Source organism: Chryseobacterium sp. GVT01B (assembly GCF_019970045.1).
GTDB lineage: Bacteria > Bacteroidota > Bacteroidia > Flavobacteriales > Weeksellaceae > Chryseobacterium.
Genome location: NZ_JAHXYI010000002.1, coordinates 658,998 through 679,432, shown reverse-complemented (window position 1 = coordinate 679,432; position 20,435 = coordinate 658,998). Strand labels below are relative to the sequence as shown.

Genomic DNA, 20,435 nt, shown 5'->3' with positions numbered 1-20,435 from the left:
TTACAAACTATAATTTTTTAGTTTTCGATACGCTATAAGCCAAAAACTAAAGGTAAAGAATCCATAAATAAAAAGATAAAGCGTATCTGCTTTTACTTGCAAATTTACTAAAGCTAATGCAAAATAGAATAAAGTAATGACTAATAAAGTTTTGATGTATTTAAATTTACCTAGAATGATGGATCCCAAAGTGAAAGCTGAATGAAAGAAGAAAGCAAAGGTAATACATTTAATGTCAGTCATGACTTTAATATTCGTCCAGACATCAATTTTTTTTATTGCCACAAAATCAGCAGAAATATGCTGTAAGGCCATGGGATAGAAAATATTCCAAAGAAAATATAAACCAATAAAAGCACTGATAAAAAATACAATCCAAAACAAAATTGCGGTTATCATAAACTTTGCAATATATTTTTCTGCAGTTGTGTTAGGAAGCATCAGGATGTAGATCGATTTGTTATTATCGGTACCAAGATCTGCAAAACTTCCGGAAGCCAAAAAGCTTATAAAACCAAACATCTGAAGAAAAAATGCTAATTTAATGCTGGTAAGGTTAGTAAATATATCTTTTTTTTGAGTAATAAGCCAGAGGGCTGTTAAACTGTATAGAAGCCAAAAAGCAAACATCGCCATGATGATAAACATGTATTTTTTACGATTTGTTTGCCATTCGATAGCTAAAAACTTGTTAAACCGGGAGATTGAAAAAAATTCTTTCATAATTTATTTTATTTAAATAGTAACGTTATTTTTTCTTGTTGATTAAGTAAAGCATGATACAACAATTCAATATTTAAATTTGTTTCCTTTTGTGTAAGATTAGGACTAATGGTCATAAATCCCTTATAGGTTTGTTCACTGTATAAAGCTTGTTCTGCTTCTGTAGGATCTTTCACAATATCAAAGTCTAATTTGTTAAGGATATCGGAGGTACTTTGATGAAATATAACTTTTTGTTGCCCCAGAACGGTAATACCATCTGCCAATACATCCATATCTGAAATATCGTGGGTCCCAATAATGACCATTTTATCATCATTGGCCGTTTCGGCAAGAATTTTCCTAAATTCCTTTTTACTCTTAATATCAAGACCATTGATTGGTTCGTCCAACAAAATGATCCTGGCGTTAGTAGCAAAAGCAAAGGCCAGAAAAAGTTTTTTTCTTTGTCCAAAGCTCAGCTCAGAAATATGAGAATCTTCTTTTACTTCAAACATATGAAGATATTTGAAAAAAAACTCTGTATTGAACCGTGGGTATAAACGACCATATAGAGTCACAAACTTTGTTACAAGCATGTCTGGGCAATACATTCCATCTGAGATAAAGCAAATATCCTGGAGCTGTTTTAAATTCCGCTCGAAGGCGGGAGAATTATTAACCTCAACACTCCCATTTTGTGGATGATGCAAACCCGCAATGCATCGCAAAAGAGTTGATTTTCCGAACCCATTTGGTCCAAGTAAATAATATATTTTACCAGGCTCGTACTGAAGGTTAATATCATTCAGTACTTTTTTTTTCGCATAAGCGAAGGATAAATTTTTAAATGTAATCATGTGTTTTAGTGTACTGGTTTTATAGTACACTGCAAATGTATGATCTTACATTTCAATCAACCTAATTTTGTCTAATGATTCTTCTGTAGATTTTTCACTACACTTTTTTATATTGCTGATATTTAGCTTTTTAAGCTTCTGTTGAGACTTATGAAGCCAAATATTACTCTTCAAAGACAATTAAAAATCAGACGGTTTTTCTCCATCATTTTTGTTTCAGAATCCTGCAGGGTGCAGGTATATAACTAAAAAGGTAAAAAATGGAAAAACAAAGAAAAAAACGGCTGTATGTAAGCTTAGCATTATTGTTTACAACAGGGGTGTATGCACAGGGAAATGGTAGTGCGGGAATCAATGAGGCTACCCAAATGGTGACCTCATACTTTGAGCCGGCCACTCAACTAATCTATGCCATTGGAGCTGTTGTCGGGTTGATAGGAGGTGTTAAGGTCTACAACAAGTTCAGCAGTGGCGATCCTGACACGAGTAAGACTGCAGCAAGTTGGTTTGGTGCCTGTATCTTCCTCATTGTAGCAGCAACCATTCTGCGTTCATTCTTTCTTTAAAATATTGATTATGAATACGTATCATATCAACAAAGGAATCGGAAGAGTGGTAGAGTTTAAAGGGTTAAAGGCGCAATATCTTTTTATTTTCGCGGGCGGTCTTTTAGCAGTATTGATACTGGTTATAATCATGTATATAACAGATATAAACCCTTACGTCTGTTTGATATTTGGCAGCGGCAGCAGCGGGATCCTGATCTGGCAGACTTTCTCCCTCAACAGTAAATATGGGGAGCATGGGCTCATGAAGATAAGGGGGCAAAGAAAACATCCCCGGTATATCATTAGCCGCAAATGTATTTTCCGGTATCTGAGAAAAAATAATCAAAAAGAAATCTCATGAGAAATACCTCCAAAACAGCAACTCTGGAGAGTAAATTTCCACTGCTTGCCATAGAAAACAATTGCATTATTTCAAAAGAAGCAGACGTAACGGTTTGTTTTAAAGTAAGGTTACCTGAGCTTTTTACAGTTGCCTCTGCAGAGTATGATGCCATCCACGGCTCATGGTTCAAGGCGATTAAAACGCTTCCTGATTACAGTATTGTTCATAAACAAGACTGGTATATTAAAGAAAACTATGGTCCGGATCCGTCAAAGGAAGATCAAAGCTTTCTTTCAGCATCTTTTGAAAGGCATTTCAATGACAGACCCTTTTTAAATCATTACTGTTATCTGTTTATCAGCAAAACAAGTAAAGAGAGGCTGCGTACGCAGAGTAATTTTTCATCCTTGTGCAAAGGACAATTGATTCCCAGAGAAATTGAAGGCAAAGAAGTCATGATACGGTTTATGGAGGCGGTAGACCAGTTTGAAAGAATTATAAATGATAGTGGTTATATTCATCTGGAAAGAATGACTGAAGATGAAATAGCGGGTACACCTTACCAGTCAGGTATTCTCGAACAATATCTAACCTTGTCGAGAGAGGCTTATCCTTCTTTACAGGATATTAAGCTGGGATCAGAAGAAATGCGTATTGGAAACAATCGGATTAGCATGCATACATTGTCGGATACTGATGATTTACCGGGAACGGTGTCCTCACACAGCCGTTATGAAAAACTCAGTACCGACCGGAGTGACTGCCTGCTTTCATTTGCTTCTCCTGTAGGATTGTTACTCAGCTGTAATCATATATACAACCAATATATTTTCATTGATAACAGTGATGAAAATCTGAGACAATTTGAAAAGTCCGCAAGGAATATGCATTCTCTGGCTAGATACAGCAGGGCCAATCAGATTAATAAAGAATGGATTGAAAAATACCTTAATGAAGCTCATTCTTTTGGTTTGCAGTCTGTTCGTGCTCATTTTAATGTCATGTCATGGTCTGATAATCCTTCGGAGTTAAAGCAGCTGAAAAATGATACCGGGAGCGCGTTAGCCCTGATGGAATGTAAACCAAGACATAATACGACAGATACAGCAACTTTGTATTGGGCAGGAATTCCGGGAAATGCGGGGGATTTTCCAAGCGAAGAAAGCTTTTATACATTCATAGCGCCTGCACTTTGCTTTTTTACTGAGGAAACAAACTACCAGGATTCCCCATCACCTTTTGGAATTAAGATGGCTGACCGGCTCACGGGTAAACCTATCCATCTGGATATTTCGGATCTTCCGATGAAACAGGGCATTATTACCAATCGTAATAAATTTATTCTGGGACCGTCAGGGAGCGGCAAATCATTTTTTACCAACCACATGGTAAGACAATATTATGAGCAGGGTGCTCATGTCTTACTGGTTGATACCGGGAATTCCTATCAGGGATTGTGTGAACTTATCAAGGGAAAGACAAAAGGAGGGGATGGAGTATACTTTACGTACACAGAAGACAATCCTATTGCTTTTAATCCTTTTTATACAGATGATGGAGTATTTGACATTGAAAAAAGAGAAAGCATTAAAACGCTGATTTTAACCTTGTGGAAAAGAGATGATGAACCACCCTCACGTTCCGAGGAGGTGGCGCTGTCCAATGCGGTTAGCGGATATATTGAAAAGATTAAAAGCAGGGAAGAGCATCCTTCTTTCAATGGTTTTTATGAGTATGTCAGCAATGATTACCAGAAAGTGCTAGAGCAGAAAAAAGTAAGAGAAAAGGATTTTGATATTGCTAATTTTTTAAATGTTTTAGAACCTTATTATAAAGGTGGTGAATATGACTACCTGCTGAATTCCGAAAAGCAGCTCGATCTTCTTTCCAAACGTTTTATTGTCTTTGAAATTGATGCTATTAAGGATCACAAAATCTTATTTCCGATTGTCACCATTATCATCATGGAAGTTTTTATCAATAAAATGAGAAGGCTGAAGGGGATCCGAAAACTGATTCTCATCGAAGAAGCATGGAAGGCAATTGCTAAAGAAGGTATGGCAGAATACATCAAGTACCTTTTTAAGACGGTCAGAAAGTTTTTCGGGGAAGCTATTGTGGTTACTCAGGAAGTGGATGATATCATTCATTCACCTATTGTTAAAGAGAGTATTATTAATAATTCAGACTGCAAGATCTTACTTGACCAACGAAAATATATGAACAAGTTTGATGATATCCAGACTATGTTAGGATTGACGGATAAAGAAAAAGCACAGGTTCTTTCCATTAATATGAACAATGATCCCAAAAGACTGTATAAAGAGGTATGGATCGGACTGGGAGGTACTCACTCAGCGGTATACGCCACAGAAGTTTCCAATGAGGAATATCTGGCTTATACTACAGAGGAAACCGAAAAGATGGAAGTCATGAATGAGGCTGATAAGCTTGATGGAAATATGCAACACGCCATCAGGAGAATATCTCTTAAGAGAATTAAACCTACCAAAGAAAATTAACCAATTACTATTTAGAACAATGAAAAATCTAATTATTACTATGGTTATAGCAGTTGCTATATCCTTTACATCATTTGCGAAAGCACAATTTGTAGTTACAGATCCTGCAAACCTAGCATCGGGTATTCTTAATTCCGCTAATGAAATTGTGCAAACTTCTTCAACAGTTTCCAATGTGGTTAAAAACTTTAATGAAGTCAAGAAAGTTTATGAACAGGGAAAAGAGTATTATGACCAGCTGAAAGCCATCAATAATCTGGTGAAAGACGCAAGAAAGGTGCAGCAGACGGTTCTGCTCGTGGGTGATGTTTCAGAAATGTACGTCAATAACTTCGGAAAAATGCTTAATGATCCGAATTTCAATGCCCAGGAACTGACAGCTATTGCCAACGGCTATTCAGCTCTGCTTACTGAGAGTACCGAGCTTTTAAAAGAATTGAAACAAATAATTACCTCTAATGGTCTTTCTTTAAATGACAAAGAAAGAATGGATATTATCGACAGAGTATATAAAGAAGTGAAAGAGTATCATAATCTGGTACGCTACTATACCAATAAGAATATTTCGGTAAGCTATCTCAGAGCAAAAAAGCAGAATAATACGCAGAGGGTGCTCAATCTCTATGGAACTTCTAACCAAAAATACTGGTAAGATGGAGCCTACTAATTTACATGAAGTGCTGCGCTCAGTTTATGAAGAGATGATGCCATTGTGTGCGGATATGGCCGTTGTTGCCAAAGGAGTTGCAGGATTGGGAGCATTATTTTATGTTGCCATCAAGGTATGGCAGTCGCTGAGCCGTGCTGAACCTATAGATCTGTTTCCAATGCTCAGGCCTTTTGCTATTGGGATCTGCATTATGTTTTTCAGCACTTTGGTCTTAGGCAGTATTAATGGTGTTCTCAGCCCGATTGTTCAAGGAAGCCATGCGATGCTTGAAAATCAAGTGTTGAACCTCAATGAGCTGCAGCAGAAAAAAGACCTTTTAGAGAGGGAAGCTATGTTAAGGAACCCTGAAATGGCTTATCTGATTTCCAATGAAGAGTTTGATAAAAAACTGGAAGAAATGGGCTGGTCACCTTCTGATCTGATTACAATGTCGGGTATGTATATTGAAAGAGAAATGTTTGAGATAAAAAAAAACATAAGAGACGGTTTCCGTGAATTTCTGGAAATTCTTTTTCAGGCAGCTGCTTTGGCTATTGATACCATACGAACTTTTTTTCTGATAGTACTTTCTATATTAGGACCTATTGCATTTGCAATATCGGTTTGGGATGGATTTCAGACAACATTAACGCAGTGGCTCACCCGCTACATCAGCGTGTATTTATGGCTGCCTGTTGCAGATATATTCAGTTCTATTCTTGCCAAGATTCAGTCGCTCATTATAGAAAGAGACATAGAAATGCTGGCAGATCCTGACTTTATCCCTGATACTTCCAATACAGTGTACATCATTTATATGGTGATCGGTATTATAGGCTACTTTACCGTTCCAACTGTCACCGGATGGGTGATTCAGGCGGGAGGTGGAGGAAACTTTATGCGCAATGTCAACCAGACTGCCACAAAATCAAGCAATATTGCAGGAGCGGCAGCAGGTTCTGCTACCGGTAATATTTCAGGCAGATTATTAAAATAAAAATAGTATCCTATGGAATTTAAAACTTTAAGAAATATTGAAAGCAGTTTCAAACAGATTCGTTTGTTCACTTTTGTTTTTGCTGTTTTATGTTTTGGTGTAGTGGGTGTAGTAGTGTTTAAATCCTACCAGTTCGCTGAAAAACAGCGTGAGAAAATTTATGTACTTGATAACGGTAAGTCTTTAATGCTTGCATTATCCCAGGATATGTCAATTAACCGGCCTGTAGAAGCCAGAGAGCATATAAGGCGTTTTCACGAGCTTTTCTTTACTATAGCACCGGATAAGAATGCTATTGAGAGTAATGTCAAAAGAGCATTTAATCTGGCTGACCAGTCTGCATATAACTATTATAAGGATCTTTCTGAGAAGGGATATTACAACAGAATGATTTCCGGTAATATACAGCAGCGGATTGAGATTGACAGTGTCATTGCCGACTTTAATAATTACCCTTATCAAGTAAAAACATTTGCAAAACAGTTTATTATAAGATCAAGTAATCTTACAACCAGAAGTCTGTTTACCGAGTGTTCTCTTGTTAATTCTGTCCGTTCCGACAGCAATCCTCAGGGATTTACCATAGAAAAATTTACTGTTGTTGAAAACAAAGATGTAGAAACTGTTGAACGTTAAAAAACAAAATAATGAAAACAATAAGCCACACAATACAATGCTATGCCTTATGGGCAGACAGAAAATGGAAGGATCTGCCCGTGAAGCGGCAGAGAGTACTTACCAGACTTTTTTTCGCAGGGTACACTGTTCTGACAATTCTGATGATTGTCAGTATATGCACATCGACAGGAAATAAGACCAATACAATGTTTATCGGTCATATTAGTTCGATTTCAGGTCATGCTGCTTTTAAGAAAATTAGTGAAAATAAAGATTCTGTTAGTCAGATTAAACAAAAGATTTATAATGAGAAATTCAAATAAAATTCAAATAACGGAAGGTGAGTCACCTGGGTCAGAAAATGGATCCGACAGCGTTAAAAAATTAAAGTGGGAGGGAGCTAAAAAGCCTGTCATTTATTTTTTAATGATCATAGTATGCGCTTTCTGTTTCTATCTGATCTTTAAACCCAAAGAAAGTAAAATCATCGAAGATTCTGGTTTTAACACGGGCATCCCGCAGGCAAAAGGAGACCAGCTTCAGTCTGATAAACAGAAAGCTTATGAGCAGGAGCTTTTAGAGAAGAAAAGTGAGGAAAAAAAGAATGCGATGGCAACATTATCTGATTATTGGACTGATCAGAATAAGGTACATTCTAATGTAGAGCCAGGCAGAGTGCCAGGTAATACAGATGGACATTCCTATTCTGATCGGAATGCTCTTAATAGTTATAGGGATGCCCAGAGTACCTTACATTCTTTCTATCAAAAAGATGATCAGCAGGTCAATCATCTTAAGAAAGAAATCTCAAGATTAAAAAATGAAACTTTACAAAATAATCAGCCACCTGCAGCATTCGGGATCAATGATCAGCTCGCATTGATGGAAAAATCCTATCAAATGGCTGCGAAGTATCTCCCTGCATCTTCTAAAGTGGAAGAGCATCCAGGAAAAGTTCCGGAAGATAAAAAACCTGAAGAGAAGCAGATTTTTATAACATCTGCAAAACCTGTCAGAAGAAATATTGTTTCATCATTATACAGGGCACTCTCTGACAGTTCTTTTGTGACAGAACTTTATCATAATAGGTTTGAAGGTATTCATAATGGTTCAGACAGGCAGTTCCATTCCAAAAATGTGATCAAAGGCATTATTCATGAAACAAAAGTCTTGACCAATGAAAGTACAATATTAATCAGACTTTCAGAAGCTATGATTCTCGGGCAAACAGAAATACCGGTTGGAACACTGCTTACTGCTTCTGTAAAATTTCAAGGTGGAAGACTACGGCTTAAAATATCGTCTATAGAATATAAGGAAAATATTTATCCGGTTGAGATTAATATTCATGATAATGATGGTCAGCCTGGTGTTTACATTTCTTATTCACCAGAACAAAATGCGGTTAATGATATTGTTGCCAATATGAGTCAAAGCTCAGGAACTAGTATTATGATGACACAGTCAGCCGGACAGCAGGTTAGTGCTGATTTGAGCAGGGGAGTCGTTCAAGGATTATCAGGGTATTTTCAAAAGAGAGTGAGGCAGTCTAAAGTCTTGGCAAAGGCCGGGCATCAGGTATTTCTTGTTTCAAAAAATAATTAATCACAAACCACTACATTATGAATTCAAAAATACGTCATCAAACTTTCATCTTCATTTTTATATTGCTCATAAGTAAGATATATGCCCAGGATTCTACAGTAATAGATAGTTTACCGCACGAGGCTAAAGTAGAGTCATACCGAATTGAAGTTACCTACCAGAAAACTACCCATCTCCTGTTTCCTTCATTGATCCGCTATGTTGACCTTGGGAGTGATTTTCTTATTGCTGGTAAGGCTGAAGATATTGGGAACGTTCTAAGGCTTAAATCGTCAGTACGTGATTTTGAGGAGGAGACTAATTTCTCGGTAATTACTGAAGATGGAAAATTTTACAGCTTTGAGGTTGTCTACAATTCGCATCCTAATACGTTGAGCTATGACCTTTTGAACTTGCAGCGAATGAAAGAAAAGGAAAATTTTACGGAAGTTTTCTTTGAAGATTTGGGATCAGGAACGGTTGTGCAAAGGTTTCTTGAAAACCTATACCATTATCCTAAAAGGATCTTTAAACATATCAGTACGAAAAGTTATGGAATTCAGTTTTCGTTGAGATCCCTATATGTTGATGAAGGAAAAATTTACTTTGTTATTGAGATTAAAAACAGCAGTCCAATGGATTACGAAATTGATTTTATTCAATTTAAAGTAGCTGATAAGAGAAACCTGAAGAGGGCTATTGTACAGGATAAATTGCTTAAACCGATTCGTGCATATCCGCAGATTGATAATGTCTCTCATCAATCTGAAAACAGGATGATTTTTCTGCTGGATCAGGTGAGCCTGCTGGATGGGAAGGTATTGAGAATCGAGATGTTCGAAAAGAACGGAAATCGTCATCAGAAACTTCAGATAGAAAATGATGATCTTATTCAAGCCAGAATTTTAAAAGATTTACCCATACAAATGAAGTAAGATGAAAAAGATATTAACTATTATATATCTGTTGCTTATTTTCAGCAGCAGCCTGACAGCTCAGCGTATGTTTCCCAATCAAATAGGAGTAGAATTTAATGCCGGATTACTGCAGCAGGAAATATCCAAAAATTATTATGCAGGGGTAGGAATGGTTGTTCATTCTGGGAAGGGGCATTACAGTACCTACTCATTTGAGTACGATAGGCGGATAATTGATTACAAGGAAACAGCTATTGCCGTAGAAACTTACATGGGACTGGGTGGATATAGTTTCAATCTTATATCCGATAGAAGCAGAAATTTTGTGATAAATGTTTCATTATATGCCATAGCTGGATACGAAAAAATTAACAGTGGAAATACGGCGTTATATGATGGTGCTCAATTAATTAGTGAATCTTCTTTTATGTATGGTGCTGGCGGAGGATTAAGCCTTGAAACCTACCTGTCAGATCGGTGGGTACTGATTATTTCCGGAAGAGCGAAAGTGCTCTGGAATACATCTGGAAAACTACTAAACCCATCTCTGGGAATAAGTATAAGATTTAATTTATAAAACAATAATAATATGAATACTATAATAAAAATAAGAAGATCTATCCTTTCTACTTTATTTATACTGCTTGTTTTACTGGTAAGTGAGCTCGGCCTTTCTTCATGTGCACAGGACCTTGAAATCCGGCAGAATTTCCCTTTTGAGATTTCAGTTATGCCTGTTCCTAAGGATATTGCCAAAGATGAGTATGTTGAAATTCGTATTAAAATTCTTCCTGAAGGTAATTTTGCAGATACTCAATATCATCTCCGGTATTTTCAGTTTGAGGGAACAGGGAAATTACAATACTACAATACTCAACCGTATTTCCCCAATGATTCCTATAGGCTTTTTGAAAGAGAATTCAGACTATATTATACTTCAACTTCTGAAGTTTCACAGTCATTTACGGTGTGGATTTATGACAGTTTTGGAAATGAGAAGAAAATTGACTTTCAGTTTAACAGCAAAAATGGGAATAGAGAAGTCAGTTCTTTAGCTTTCTAAATATTTGTTTAGTGCAGATCCTGACTACTTTTAATCTTTTTTAATGTTTGCGAAAAGATGACCAGCCTTTAAAACCGGTCATCTTTTCGCGACGTCACAAGAATCCAGAGCCAATTATTGACCTGGATTCTTACTCTTTCACAAATGATATTACTTATAGTATTCCTTCATCTGAAAACGAGATAAAGTCTGTTGGGGTCAGTATACAATGATCAAGAAGATTGATATTAAGTAATTGGCCAGCTTCTTTTATTTTCCGGGTGATACTAATATCTTCAGTGGAAGGTTTTAGATTTCCAGAAGGATGGTTATCGGCTATAATAAGAGATACTGCATTACATAATTAAGCGCCCTGCATAATAATTCTAATGTCAACCAAAGAAGAATTAATTCCGGACTCTGATATTTTTTGTATTTCTAAAACTTTATTGGCCTGATTCATATACATGGCATAAAATGACTCTTTGTAATCGATCTGATCAGTGTCAAAATGTTCCCTGAAAACGTCTATGACATCTTGGGGAATCAATACATTTTTTTCACTATTTCCCTTTCTGGAATAGGTTAATTTGATTTCGTTTACTATGCTATATTTCATCGTTGATGCTCTGAGTATGGCAGAGCCTTTTTATTTCCCGTACTTTTGCTAAACATTTGTTTGATTTTTTCTCACTTCAGGTTACTTTCTTATTTTTCAAAAGAAAAACCGAAAAAAAGAAAGCTGCCAGGAAATGTGGTCAAAAGGAAGTGTGGTCAAAAGGAAACTGAATAATGGAAGGGGCCCTTGGGAAGTGATCCGTTATGCGGTAGTCTTTTGACAGACGTAGAAGAGGCTGTCCACAGTACATTAGCTATCTTTTTACCGGTTACTTTTATTATGAGACCATCCGGAATTGGAAACTGTTCAGAGCTGATTTATTAAGATGGTCGTTATGATCGAGAGCATGTAGTTTTTGTAACTCTTCTAACAAAAGGTTCGAGTTTTGTACCAATGGGGCGCAAGATGCGAAAATGGAAGTTTTCAAAAAGATTAAAAAATAATAAATCCTGTAAAATTAATGATTTGCAGGATTTATTTATTTGCAATAATTGCTGGGATTTTCATAAATACTCCAAAAGCTTGTGGCAATTATGTGGCAATTTTTAAATCGATTAAAATAGCCACAATAACAGATTCAAAAAGCTGTAAAAATGCGTTTATTTGATCTGTAATGAACGTGTGTGGGTCTCAATATTTTGATTCGTGGAACTTTTAGTTTGAGATTTATAACATTTAAAATATTGAATTATGTTAGTAGAACTGGATCAATAAACAAATGAAAGATGATGATTAACATTCCTCGGAACTTATTGAATGTGCAAAACACGCAATCGTGACTAAGAGTGAGGATTGATGTTTGCAGTTTGAAAATAAGCCTAATTTGATTAATTTTGCTGCTGATTCTCACGTTAAATTTGAGTTATCACGTAATTAGTTTATCCCTGGAATTTCTGGGGATTTTTTATTTTCAAAGCTAAATAATTCTAATTAATATAATTAAATGGTCTTTTTGTTTCACCAGTAATACCAATACTCATCTAAAAACAGGAATAGCTACCGCTGTTTTGTGTAGAGTTAGGTACCCTAATACTAGTAAATAAACTACACTGGATTAGTGATAATATGACTGGTTGTCAAGTAAATACGAACGAATATTCTTTTAATTTTGTTAAGTCTTCCCTGTAATCTGATGTTTGTTTATCATGATATTATAAATAGAGCAATTAGAGAGAAGTACTATTATTTGGAAGTTTCCAGATAATGAAAAACAAAAGGACTGATACAGAGTTCTTAAACTAATAATATGAACTAAAATTTATTTTACAGATGAGAACAATTTATTTACTGACAACTGTTCTTTTGGGCATTTTGTCTTACGGTCAAGTGGGGATAAATACCACAAATCCACAAGGGGTATTCCATGTGGATGGAGATAAAAACAATCCTACTACAGGAGTTCCTGCCACGGGTCAACAAAGTGATGACTTTGTTGTTCTGTCTCATGGTAAAACGGGAATTGGAACCATAGTTCCAACCCATCAACTTCATGTAAAGGCAGTTGTTAATCCTTTGAGAGCAGAGGGTTTGGTTAGTGGTCTTAAAACAGATTCAATTGTGATGGTAGATGCCGCTACAGGAGTATTTCGTATGAAAAGTGTATCTTCCATAGGGGGAGGGGCTGTAACTCCTACAGCCTGTAATCCAACCTTAACAGCAGGAGTTATTTCTCATAGTAAACCTTATGGATGTTACAATCCAAATATCAACAATTCCCCTGGATCTTTTTCTTCTTCTGCTGCAGATCCCGGAATTGGAGGAAATGTAACCTATACATGGCAACAAAGTACCGATGGAGGGGCTATATGGACAACAATACCATCAAGTAATACTCAAAATTATAATCCACCAGTACTTCCCGTAGCTACAAGATTCCGTAGGGCCGTAGTTAATGCTTGTGGATCGGCATATTCTAATGAATTAGTTGTTGCTATTGATGGAGTAACTTCAGGAATTACAGCTTTCCCTTGTGCGGTTAGTGCAGGAAGTAATATATCTTTATCCATAGGATTAGATACAGGATCTACATTTATATCCTGGGTAGCTAATGATCCTGCATTATCTTTTACCAGTACTAATACGGCTGATACAAGCCTTATTGTTCCAGCAGGAATGGCCGCTGGAATGTATATTGTTACTGCTACAGTTAGTAGTTCATGTGGCAATAAATCTTTTACAACTTCTGTTAAAGTACTTCCTTCAGGGGTGAATATAGGACCGTTAAAGAGATCATGTAAAGAAATCTTATCATCAGGTTTATCAACAGGTAATGGATTATATTGGATAGATCCGGATGGAAGTGCTAATGCTTACTGCGCGGAACAAGTATATTGTAATATGACCGATAATGGTGGAGGATGGACTCTTATTTTAAAGTCTATGAATAATAATACTGATTTTAGGTATTCATCAGCAAAATGGGCATCAGGAACACCTTTTAATGATTCTGACTTTGATATTACAGATACGAGTACAGAAAATGCTTTATATGCTCCATATAATTATCTACAAAGTAAAGAATTTTGGGTAGATTTTGTAACAACTCCCGATTTAACTTCTTTTACTATTCCTACAGCTGGAACACCTAAAGCTTTAGCGAATGCTACATTAAATACTAACATTGCTAATCAGTATTTGAATCAGCCATGTACAGATAGTGGGGTCCCTTCTACATACTATACTCCTGGAAACGCATATAGTTGGTATGGAGGAGCGCTTGCCAATGGTGTAAATATAGGTGCAAATAGTTACCAGACCAGAGCAAGATTTGGAGTATTAACAAATAATGAACAGAGTGAAATTTTTAACACAGCTGATAGTGCATTAGGAATTGGTGTTATAAGTTTTAATTCAGCTTCTAATATAGGATCTGGTAATGCAAACAGTATGTTAGATACGTTATCATTTTGTGCTATTCCAAAAGTAGGACTGAATGGAGCAGGCTTCTACAAAGCAGTTCTTTGGGCGCGTTAAGATGTTTAAAGCTGTAGTTATATTGACGTTAAAATTTCTAAGTCATGCTACTACCCAAAACTCCGGTGATAAAGAAAATGACTAAGGATGTTTCAGATTCTGGACATTGGGGTAATGGAGATTATTACTCAAACGAATCAAGAACCTATATTTTGAAATGCGTAATTTAGTGAGTAACTGAATCTTAATTTCAGAAAATGTCAATTAATAAAGAGATTTAAAGAGAAGGTGGTTTTATCTTACTCTCCGCAAGATGTGAAAACGGAAGTTTTCATAGGGTATTAAAAAAATAATAATCCTGCAAAATCAATAATTTGCAGGATTTTGTTGTTATAAGAATTGCTGAAATTTTCAAAAACACTCCAAAAGTTTGTGGTGCTCTATAGCAATTTCTAACTCACTTAAAAATTGCCACAAAATGAACAGATTCAAAAAGCTGTAAAACACATTTAATTTAGTATAACAGTTATCTGATCTCATTGCATATCGAGCATTCACATTGTAAATTCTCCCTAAGGATATTGAATAATATTTATTGATTCCAGGTGAAAAGAAGATATTTTCTCAGCAGAGTCTATTGGAAATACAACTATTCAAATGTATAATGTTTCATATCCTTAGGCAGAAAATCGGTCCAAAAATTCATGCCAAATTTTTTTTGGATACTGATGTAGATTAGCTTGATTGGGTGAAAGCTTATCTACCGATTATTTCTCGTATAATAGAAAGAGGAGGGCAAGATGAAATTAATGAGATCATTCATTTCTACGGATAAAAGAAAGTAATTGATACCATTAGAAACGAGACATGTTTTTTACCCAACTATGCAATTGACAGAGCGATAGGATTTAAATCGCAAGGATAAACCTTATCACTGGATTTAATCGGTCTCCTAATGTTGACCAAATTTTAGACAATATTTAAATAAATTATAGTGAATTGATCCTTTAAGGTAAAATGTTTTATATTTGTGTATTCAAACTAAAGAATTCTTTGGTCAAGAATTTAAGATTTTGCAGATTATAAAAATATATAGAGTTGTGTCAAATTCGTGGCAATTGTCTGAATTTTATTTTAATTATTTCATATTCAGGTAGTTTTTATTGCTAAGTTCGAATCCCTCACTCTCCGCAAAGATGGTCTTCATTACGAAGACCATCTTTTTTGTATATATGCAAATTCTATCTTTCATTTTTAAGTGATTACGTGACGGTATGTCTATCATGGAAGGTGTCTGATAGATTCGATTTAATAATATAGGTTGGCATTACTTATATGTACCTTGAAGAAATTACAAGAATTATTTTTTACGTTAAAAACCTGAAAATGATATAGAACAGTATACATGGGTTTAGGAATATAACCTAAGCTATTATCTTACATTTTCAAAAAAATAGAGTAGTATGGTATTAGTCTTTGTCATTAGATGGAATGATCTTGTCAAATATTTCGGTTAATGCTTCTTCCATTATTGAAGCGGTATTATTGCCACTTTGATTTGTGATAATAAAAATACCCAGTTCATATTTTGGGATGATATAAATGTAGCATTGCGAACGTGGTACACCGCCATGATGTAAATAATAGGTTCCTAATTTTTTACTGTCTGTAATAATATTCCAAAAATATCCAATACTAAACTCAGGATCAAACTTTACAATAGGTCGATATGATTCTTGAGTAATCTCGTTTTTTTGTAAAAGAAACCGTATGTATTTTACCATATCAGGTAAAGTAGATTTTACATTACCTGATGCACCCCAGGGTAGTATTGGCATTGGGGATGTAATTACAGGATTATCACTATGATAACCAGGGGCAAGTCTCTCCAGTTCCCGATTGGAAAGGGTTATCTTAGTATTTTCTGCCCCCACATTTTCAGATAAATAATCTGTCAGAAGTTTTTCAAAATCAGTTTTGTAAACTTTCTCTAAAATAGAAGCCATAAGTTGAGTACCAGCACTGGAATAAGAGTATTTATAACCTGAGATTGTGTCTATTCTTACCTGATGTAGATCCGCCAAGAAATTCTTTTTTTTGTAATTCCGATATAATGTATTGAGCTTGGCTGGAGTGTCATGATCTGTAAAATTCTGTAGGATTGTATTTGCTTCAAAGGGAAGCATGCCGGGAATACCGCTGGTGTGTGACAGAAGATCCTTGATTTTAATAGGACGATTCTTAAATTTTAAATTTGGATAACTTTCTGCTAAATACTTTTGTACGTCATCATCAATATCCAGTTTCTTATCTTGTACGGCCTTTGCTGTCAATATTCCCGTAAGTGTTTTGCTTAATGAACCAATCTCATAAATTGTTTCGTTGTTTGGAATATTCTTCTTCCCGGCTTCTAACTCACCATAATGTCCTATATATTCCTTTCCATTGAAAACAATACCAATCGAAGCGGAATGAATCAGTGGTTTTGTAATCATTTTATGTAAGGTACCGTCAACTACGTTTTTGACATCATCGGTTCCTGTTGTGATAATGTTTTTGGTATCTCTATTGATTGGTTGCTGTGATAGAAGCAGATTGGATAATAGTAGAACAAAAAGGGTAAAGATTTTCATGGTTTTGCGATAAGTAGTGCAAATGTAACTATAATGTTTTTAATGAATCCAATCCTGAATATTGAAACTAAAATTTGGATTTATAAATGGTATTTAAAATTTACAAAGTGATATTAATTGTCTTGAAGGACTTTAAAGTTCTTTCTAAATCAAATTTTTAAATCAAGTTTTAAAAATATCAAAAAAAATATTTTAATAATTAGTCTGAAAAATGATAAACAAAGAAACCTAAATTTTACATTTTTAGAATTAAGAATATAAAAGTTAGTTATTTTATGAAAATATTAAATTTGTTAAAAAAGACATATTTGCATTTATTTTGCTATTTATTTTAATATTATTCAATTTATTTATAATTTTGACTTTGTATCGATAATAAAAACACTATTAATTTAATTTATTACAATCACGGAAAAGCTATTATTTGTTGCTATGGTTGGCATGGCAGGTTTTGCAAGTGCAAAAGAAAATGTGGAGAAAGTAAACTCTAAAGCAAAAGAAACTAAAACTATTAAAAAAGCTAAGAAAAAGACCCAAATGCAATGTGGAACTTTTCAGGCAAGTTGTACATCTGCGTATACTTGCCAGGATTGGAGTGCTGGCCAATGGATAGAATGGGCAGAAAAAATTCAAGATAATTATTGTCAACTATAAACTTAAGAGTATCATAACTTAATTATTGCTTCAGATTCAACAAGAAAGAAGTTGTGGCTATTATATTAATCAACAAAAAAATCGTTCAAATAATATTTTTTGTTTGAACGATTTGTTATTTTATAAAAAAACAATAATGAATTTCACAAAAAAACAAATTTTAACAATTTTATTTTTATGTTTTTTCTCTATTTCATTTTCACAAACAGCTGCCAGTGATTCGTTACGAGGAGAGTTTACTTATTTACTTCAGTACAAACCTAATATTCTAAATCCAGATAATATTTATAAGGAAATTTTTACCATGCAAATAAGTGATAAACGTGCTTTTTTTATTAGTGAAAACAGAATAAAATTTGACTCTCTTTTCATGGAGCAGTATAATAAGAATAGGAGTAATTTCAATATTGATATGAGAGGGTTACCATCATCAAAATTTAAATTTTTAATTATCCAAACAAATGATAATTCACAATATTACGAGTCAGTAGGAACTGCTCTTCTATCATATAATAGCCCTGTAATTCATGATTGGAGGCTCATTGATGAAACAAAAGTAATTAATTCGATTAATTGTAAAAAAGCAGAGGTTCATTATAAGGGAAGAGACTGGACCGCCTGGTACTCAACTGAGATTCCTTTTCCATATGGACCATACAAATTTAGTGGTCTGCCGGGGTTAATTGTTAAAGTAACAGATAAAACTGGTGATTATGATTTTGAATTGGTAAAAGCTGTACCAAGCTCCAGGTTGAAAGGAAAAATAATAACAATAAATAAAAGGCATTATCAGAATGCTAAGTTAGTTACAAAAAAAGAACTGGTCCAGGCAACAGCAAATTTCAGAGAGAATATTAAATATGAATTAGAAAAAATGGGCACTGTATTTTCAGATGGCCACAACAGGCCAAAAATAAATGAAACAGGAAAAAAAGGATATAATCCTATTGAATTGGAATAAAGAGAATTGAAATTTTTAAACCTAAACATTTAATCTGTAAACGTTTAAAATGATATTAAGTGTTTAATTACATAAGTCCTCAATCTCCGCAAACAGCCTTGAATCACATGATTCAAGGCTGTTTATTGTGGTATATCTCACAAGATAAATTTTAATATTAAATTGTGCTGATTTTAGAAGAAAAAGTATTATTCCTGTGATATTTTTTTTCCAGTTTATTGGATTATTCATGATACCATTTCCTTTTCAATAATAACCCTGCCTTCACAAGAAGTATTAATACCGGAACTTCTACCAATGGTCCAATCACGCCTACAAATGCTTGTGGTGAATGAATTCCAAATACTGAAATAGCCACTGCAATTGCCAGTTCAAAATTGTTTCCGGTAGCTGTAAAGGCTATAGAAGCATTTTTATCATATGGAATTTTTAATGCTTTATTGATCATGAAGCTCACGAAAAACATAAGAATAAAATAGATGATCAGTGGTATTGCTACCTTAACGACATCCATGGGTAATTCCACTATTTGGGAGCCTTTTAAGCTAAACATCAGTACAATTGTGAATAATAAGGCATATAGTGTAACAGGTGATATTTGGGGTACAAATTTTCTGTTGTACCATTCTTTACCTTTAGATTGTATCAGAAAATAACGGCTGAGAAAACCTGCCAGGAAAGGAATTCCCAGATAAATCAGTACACTTTCTGTAATATCTTTCATAGAAACATTTACATTAAAACTGGCCAGCCCCAGTTGATTGGGAAGTACATTGATAAACAGCCAAACCATGAAACTATAAGTAAACACCTGAAAAATACTGTTTAAAGCAACCAGCAGGGCTGCATATTCCCGGTTTCCTTTGGCCAGATCATTCCATACGATGACCATAGCAATACATCTTGCCAGTCCGATAAGAATCAGACCTGCCATATAATCAGGTTCATTCCTTAAAAAGAGGATTGCGAGACCGAACATCAGGAGCGGACCGATGATCCAGTTGAGAAATAAAGAAACACCGATGGCTTTTTTATCTTTAAATACCAATGGTAAAAGAAAGTAATCAACCTTTGCCAATGGAGGATACATCATAAGGATGAGTCCAATTGCCAATGGAATATTAGTAGTCCCTATAGACTGCGAATTGATAAGGGTAGGAATAGCCGGGAAAAAGTGTCCCAAAGCAATACCTATACCCATGGCCAGGAAGATCCATAAAGTAAGATAGCGGTCAAGAAATTTTAATCTGGGCTGCATGATTATCGTTTGATTTTAGAAAAAACATAGAACATTTCTTCTGCAATTTGTAAGCTTCTTTCTCTATATACTGCTGTTTGTTCCGGAGTATTGTCTGAAATTTTAGGATCTTCAAACGTAATCGGAATTCTTTTTTCCGCACCTGGGATAAACGGGCATCCGCCATCTGCCTGCGAACAGGTCATAATTGCTGCAAAACCTGAAACAGGGTTGAACGGACTGTCATATTTTTTGGAAAAGCCCATAACAGGCAGGCCATTATCATTATATTTGATAGCATATACCGGATTTTCTGTTTCTGCAATATGAAAGACTGTAAAACCCTGTTCAGTTAAAGTTTCTGCTATCTTGGGGAATAATGCTGTTGTTTCCGTGCCACCTGAATAGCAATGAACCCCCGGAATCGTAAAGAAGGTAGCGGCTGCCTGTGCCCAAATCTGAGCCAGATGACTGCGGCGTGAATTGTGGGTGCAGATAAAATTCAGATTGATTTCTTCTCCATCATTTACTTTTTGCTGGATGAAACTGATTAATGATGTCAGAACCTCTTTTCTATCGGTATCTATATTTTCCCATTTCAGAGATTGAACCGTATTTAATAATTCTTGATACATG

The 20,435-nt window shown here is 35.0% G+C and carries 21 protein-coding genes and 1 pseudogene; 16 read left to right on the top strand and 6 right to left on the bottom strand.

Annotated features, from left to right (window positions below; genetic code table 11):
* Positions 1-723: a hypothetical protein gene (locus LC457_RS06550; RefSeq protein ID WP_209784966.1), complete on the bottom strand. Its 723-nt coding sequence runs from the start codon at positions 721-723 to the stop codon at positions 1-3.
* Between the two features lie 8 nt (positions 724-731).
* Positions 732-1,562, bottom strand: coding sequence for an ATP-binding cassette domain-containing protein (locus tag LC457_RS06545; protein WP_209784965.1), 831 nt, complete (start codon positions 1,560-1,562; stop codon positions 732-734).
* Positions 1,563-1,822: 260 nt separating this feature from the next.
* Here LC457_RS06545 and LC457_RS06540 point away from each other — a divergent pair, with 260 nt between their 5' ends.
* Genes LC457_RS06540 through LC457_RS06490 form a run of 11 tightly spaced genes read left to right on the top strand, consistent with a single transcriptional unit; the run spans position 1,823 to position 10,803 of the window.
* Positions 1,823-2,128, top strand: coding sequence for a DUF4134 domain-containing protein (locus LC457_RS06540; RefSeq protein ID WP_209784964.1), 306 nt, complete (start codon positions 1,823-1,825; stop codon positions 2,126-2,128).
* A 10-nt stretch (positions 2,129-2,138) separates the two neighbouring features.
* Positions 2,139-2,471, top strand: coding sequence for a DUF4133 domain-containing protein (locus LC457_RS06535; RefSeq protein ID WP_209784963.1), 333 nt, complete (start codon positions 2,139-2,141; stop codon positions 2,469-2,471).
* Entirely contained in the window at positions 2,468-4,975 is a 2,508-nt protein-coding gene (locus tag LC457_RS06530) for a TraG family conjugative transposon ATPase (RefSeq protein ID WP_209784962.1), read from the top strand. Before LC457_RS06535 ends, LC457_RS06530 begins: the two co-directional genes overlap by 4 nt.
* Before the next feature lie 40 nt (positions 4,976-5,015).
* The gene (locus LC457_RS06525; RefSeq protein ID WP_374200536.1) at positions 5,016-5,627 is read left to right on the top strand and encodes a DUF4141 domain-containing protein; all 612 of its coding nucleotides are present in this window, start codon (positions 5,016-5,018) and stop codon (positions 5,625-5,627) included.
* A gap of 1 nt (position 5,628) precedes the next feature.
* Positions 5,629-6,621 carry a conjugative transposon protein TraJ gene (gene traJ, locus LC457_RS06520; protein WP_209784960.1) on the top strand — a complete coding sequence of 331 codons (993 nt, stop codon included), beginning with the start codon at positions 5,629-5,631 and terminating at the stop codon, positions 6,619-6,621.
* A 12-nt stretch (positions 6,622-6,633) separates the two neighbouring features.
* Positions 6,634-7,257 (top strand): conjugative transposon protein TraK, encoded by a 624-nt coding sequence (gene traK / locus LC457_RS06515; RefSeq protein WP_209784959.1) that lies wholly within the window; start codon positions 6,634-6,636, stop codon positions 7,255-7,257.
* Between the two features lie 11 nt (positions 7,258-7,268).
* A complete protein-coding gene (locus LC457_RS06510; protein ID WP_209784958.1) occupies positions 7,269-7,562 on the top strand; it encodes a hypothetical protein in 294 nt (97 codons plus the stop codon).
* Positions 7,546-8,844 (top strand): conjugative transposon protein TraM, encoded by a 1,299-nt coding sequence (gene traM / locus LC457_RS06505; RefSeq protein WP_209784957.1) that lies wholly within the window; start codon positions 7,546-7,548, stop codon positions 8,842-8,844. Before LC457_RS06510 ends, traM begins: the two co-directional genes overlap by 17 nt.
* 17 nt (positions 8,845-8,861) lie before the next feature.
* Complete coding sequence (traN, locus tag LC457_RS06500) at positions 8,862-9,758, top strand: conjugative transposon protein TraN (protein ID WP_223599149.1); 897 nt, start codon at positions 8,862-8,864, stop codon at positions 9,756-9,758.
* A 1-nt stretch (position 9,759) separates the two neighbouring features.
* Complete coding sequence (locus LC457_RS06495; protein ID WP_223599148.1) at positions 9,760-10,317, top strand: conjugal transfer protein TraO; 558 nt, start codon at positions 9,760-9,762, stop codon at positions 10,315-10,317.
* Positions 10,318-10,329: 12 nt separating this feature from the next.
* On the top strand, positions 10,330-10,803 hold the full coding sequence (locus LC457_RS06490; protein WP_209784954.1) for a DUF3872 domain-containing protein: 474 nt from the start codon (positions 10,330-10,332) through the stop codon (positions 10,801-10,803).
* A 154-nt stretch (positions 10,804-10,957) separates the two neighbouring features.
* Here LC457_RS06490 and LC457_RS06485 read toward each other — a convergent pair.
* Positions 10,958-11,401, bottom strand: a pseudogene (locus LC457_RS06485) (JAB domain-containing protein).
* Between the two features lie 1,269 nt (positions 11,402-12,670).
* On the opposite strand from LC457_RS06485, the gene LC457_RS06480 reads away from it, so the two are divergent.
* The 3 genes from LC457_RS06480 (at position 12,671) to LC457_RS23485 (ending at position 15,149) form a co-directional block, all read left to right on the top strand.
* Positions 12,671-14,374, top strand: coding sequence for a fibrinogen-like YCDxxxxGGGW domain-containing protein (locus tag LC457_RS06480; RefSeq protein WP_223599147.1), 1,704 nt, complete (start codon positions 12,671-12,673; stop codon positions 14,372-14,374).
* Between the two features lie 44 nt (positions 14,375-14,418).
* On the top strand, positions 14,419-14,544 hold the full coding sequence (locus LC457_RS23350; RefSeq protein WP_262904050.1) for a hypothetical protein: 126 nt from the start codon (positions 14,419-14,421) through the stop codon (positions 14,542-14,544).
* 518 nt (positions 14,545-15,062) lie between these two features.
* The gene (locus LC457_RS23485) at positions 15,063-15,149 is read left to right on the top strand and encodes a hypothetical protein (RefSeq protein ID WP_374200535.1); all 87 of its coding nucleotides are present in this window, start codon (positions 15,063-15,065) and stop codon (positions 15,147-15,149) included.
* Between the two features lie 634 nt (positions 15,150-15,783).
* On the opposite strand, the gene LC457_RS06475 is transcribed toward LC457_RS23485, so the two are convergent.
* Positions 15,784-16,947 (bottom strand): serine hydrolase, encoded by a 1,164-nt coding sequence (locus LC457_RS06475; protein WP_223599146.1) that lies wholly within the window; start codon positions 16,945-16,947, stop codon positions 15,784-15,786.
* A 441-nt stretch (positions 16,948-17,388) separates the two neighbouring features.
* On the opposite strand from LC457_RS06475, the gene LC457_RS06470 reads away from it, so the two are divergent.
* Entirely contained in the window at positions 17,389-17,601 is a 213-nt protein-coding gene (locus LC457_RS06470) for a hypothetical protein (protein WP_223599145.1), read from the top strand.
* A gap of 136 nt (positions 17,602-17,737) precedes the next feature.
* A complete protein-coding gene (locus LC457_RS06465; protein ID WP_223599144.1) occupies positions 17,738-18,562 on the top strand; it encodes a GLPGLI family protein in 825 nt (274 codons plus the stop codon).
* A gap of 223 nt (positions 18,563-18,785) precedes the next feature.
* Here LC457_RS06465 and arsB read toward each other — a convergent pair whose 3' ends face one another.
* A complete protein-coding gene (arsB, locus tag LC457_RS06460; RefSeq protein ID WP_223599143.1) occupies positions 18,786-19,820 on the bottom strand; it encodes an ACR3 family arsenite efflux transporter in 1,035 nt (344 codons plus the stop codon).
* Between the two features lie 2 nt (positions 19,821-19,822).
* Entirely contained in the window at positions 19,823-20,434 is a 612-nt protein-coding gene (locus LC457_RS06455; RefSeq protein ID WP_223599142.1) for a low molecular weight phosphatase family protein, read from the bottom strand.
* Position 20,435: the final 1 nt, after the last annotated feature.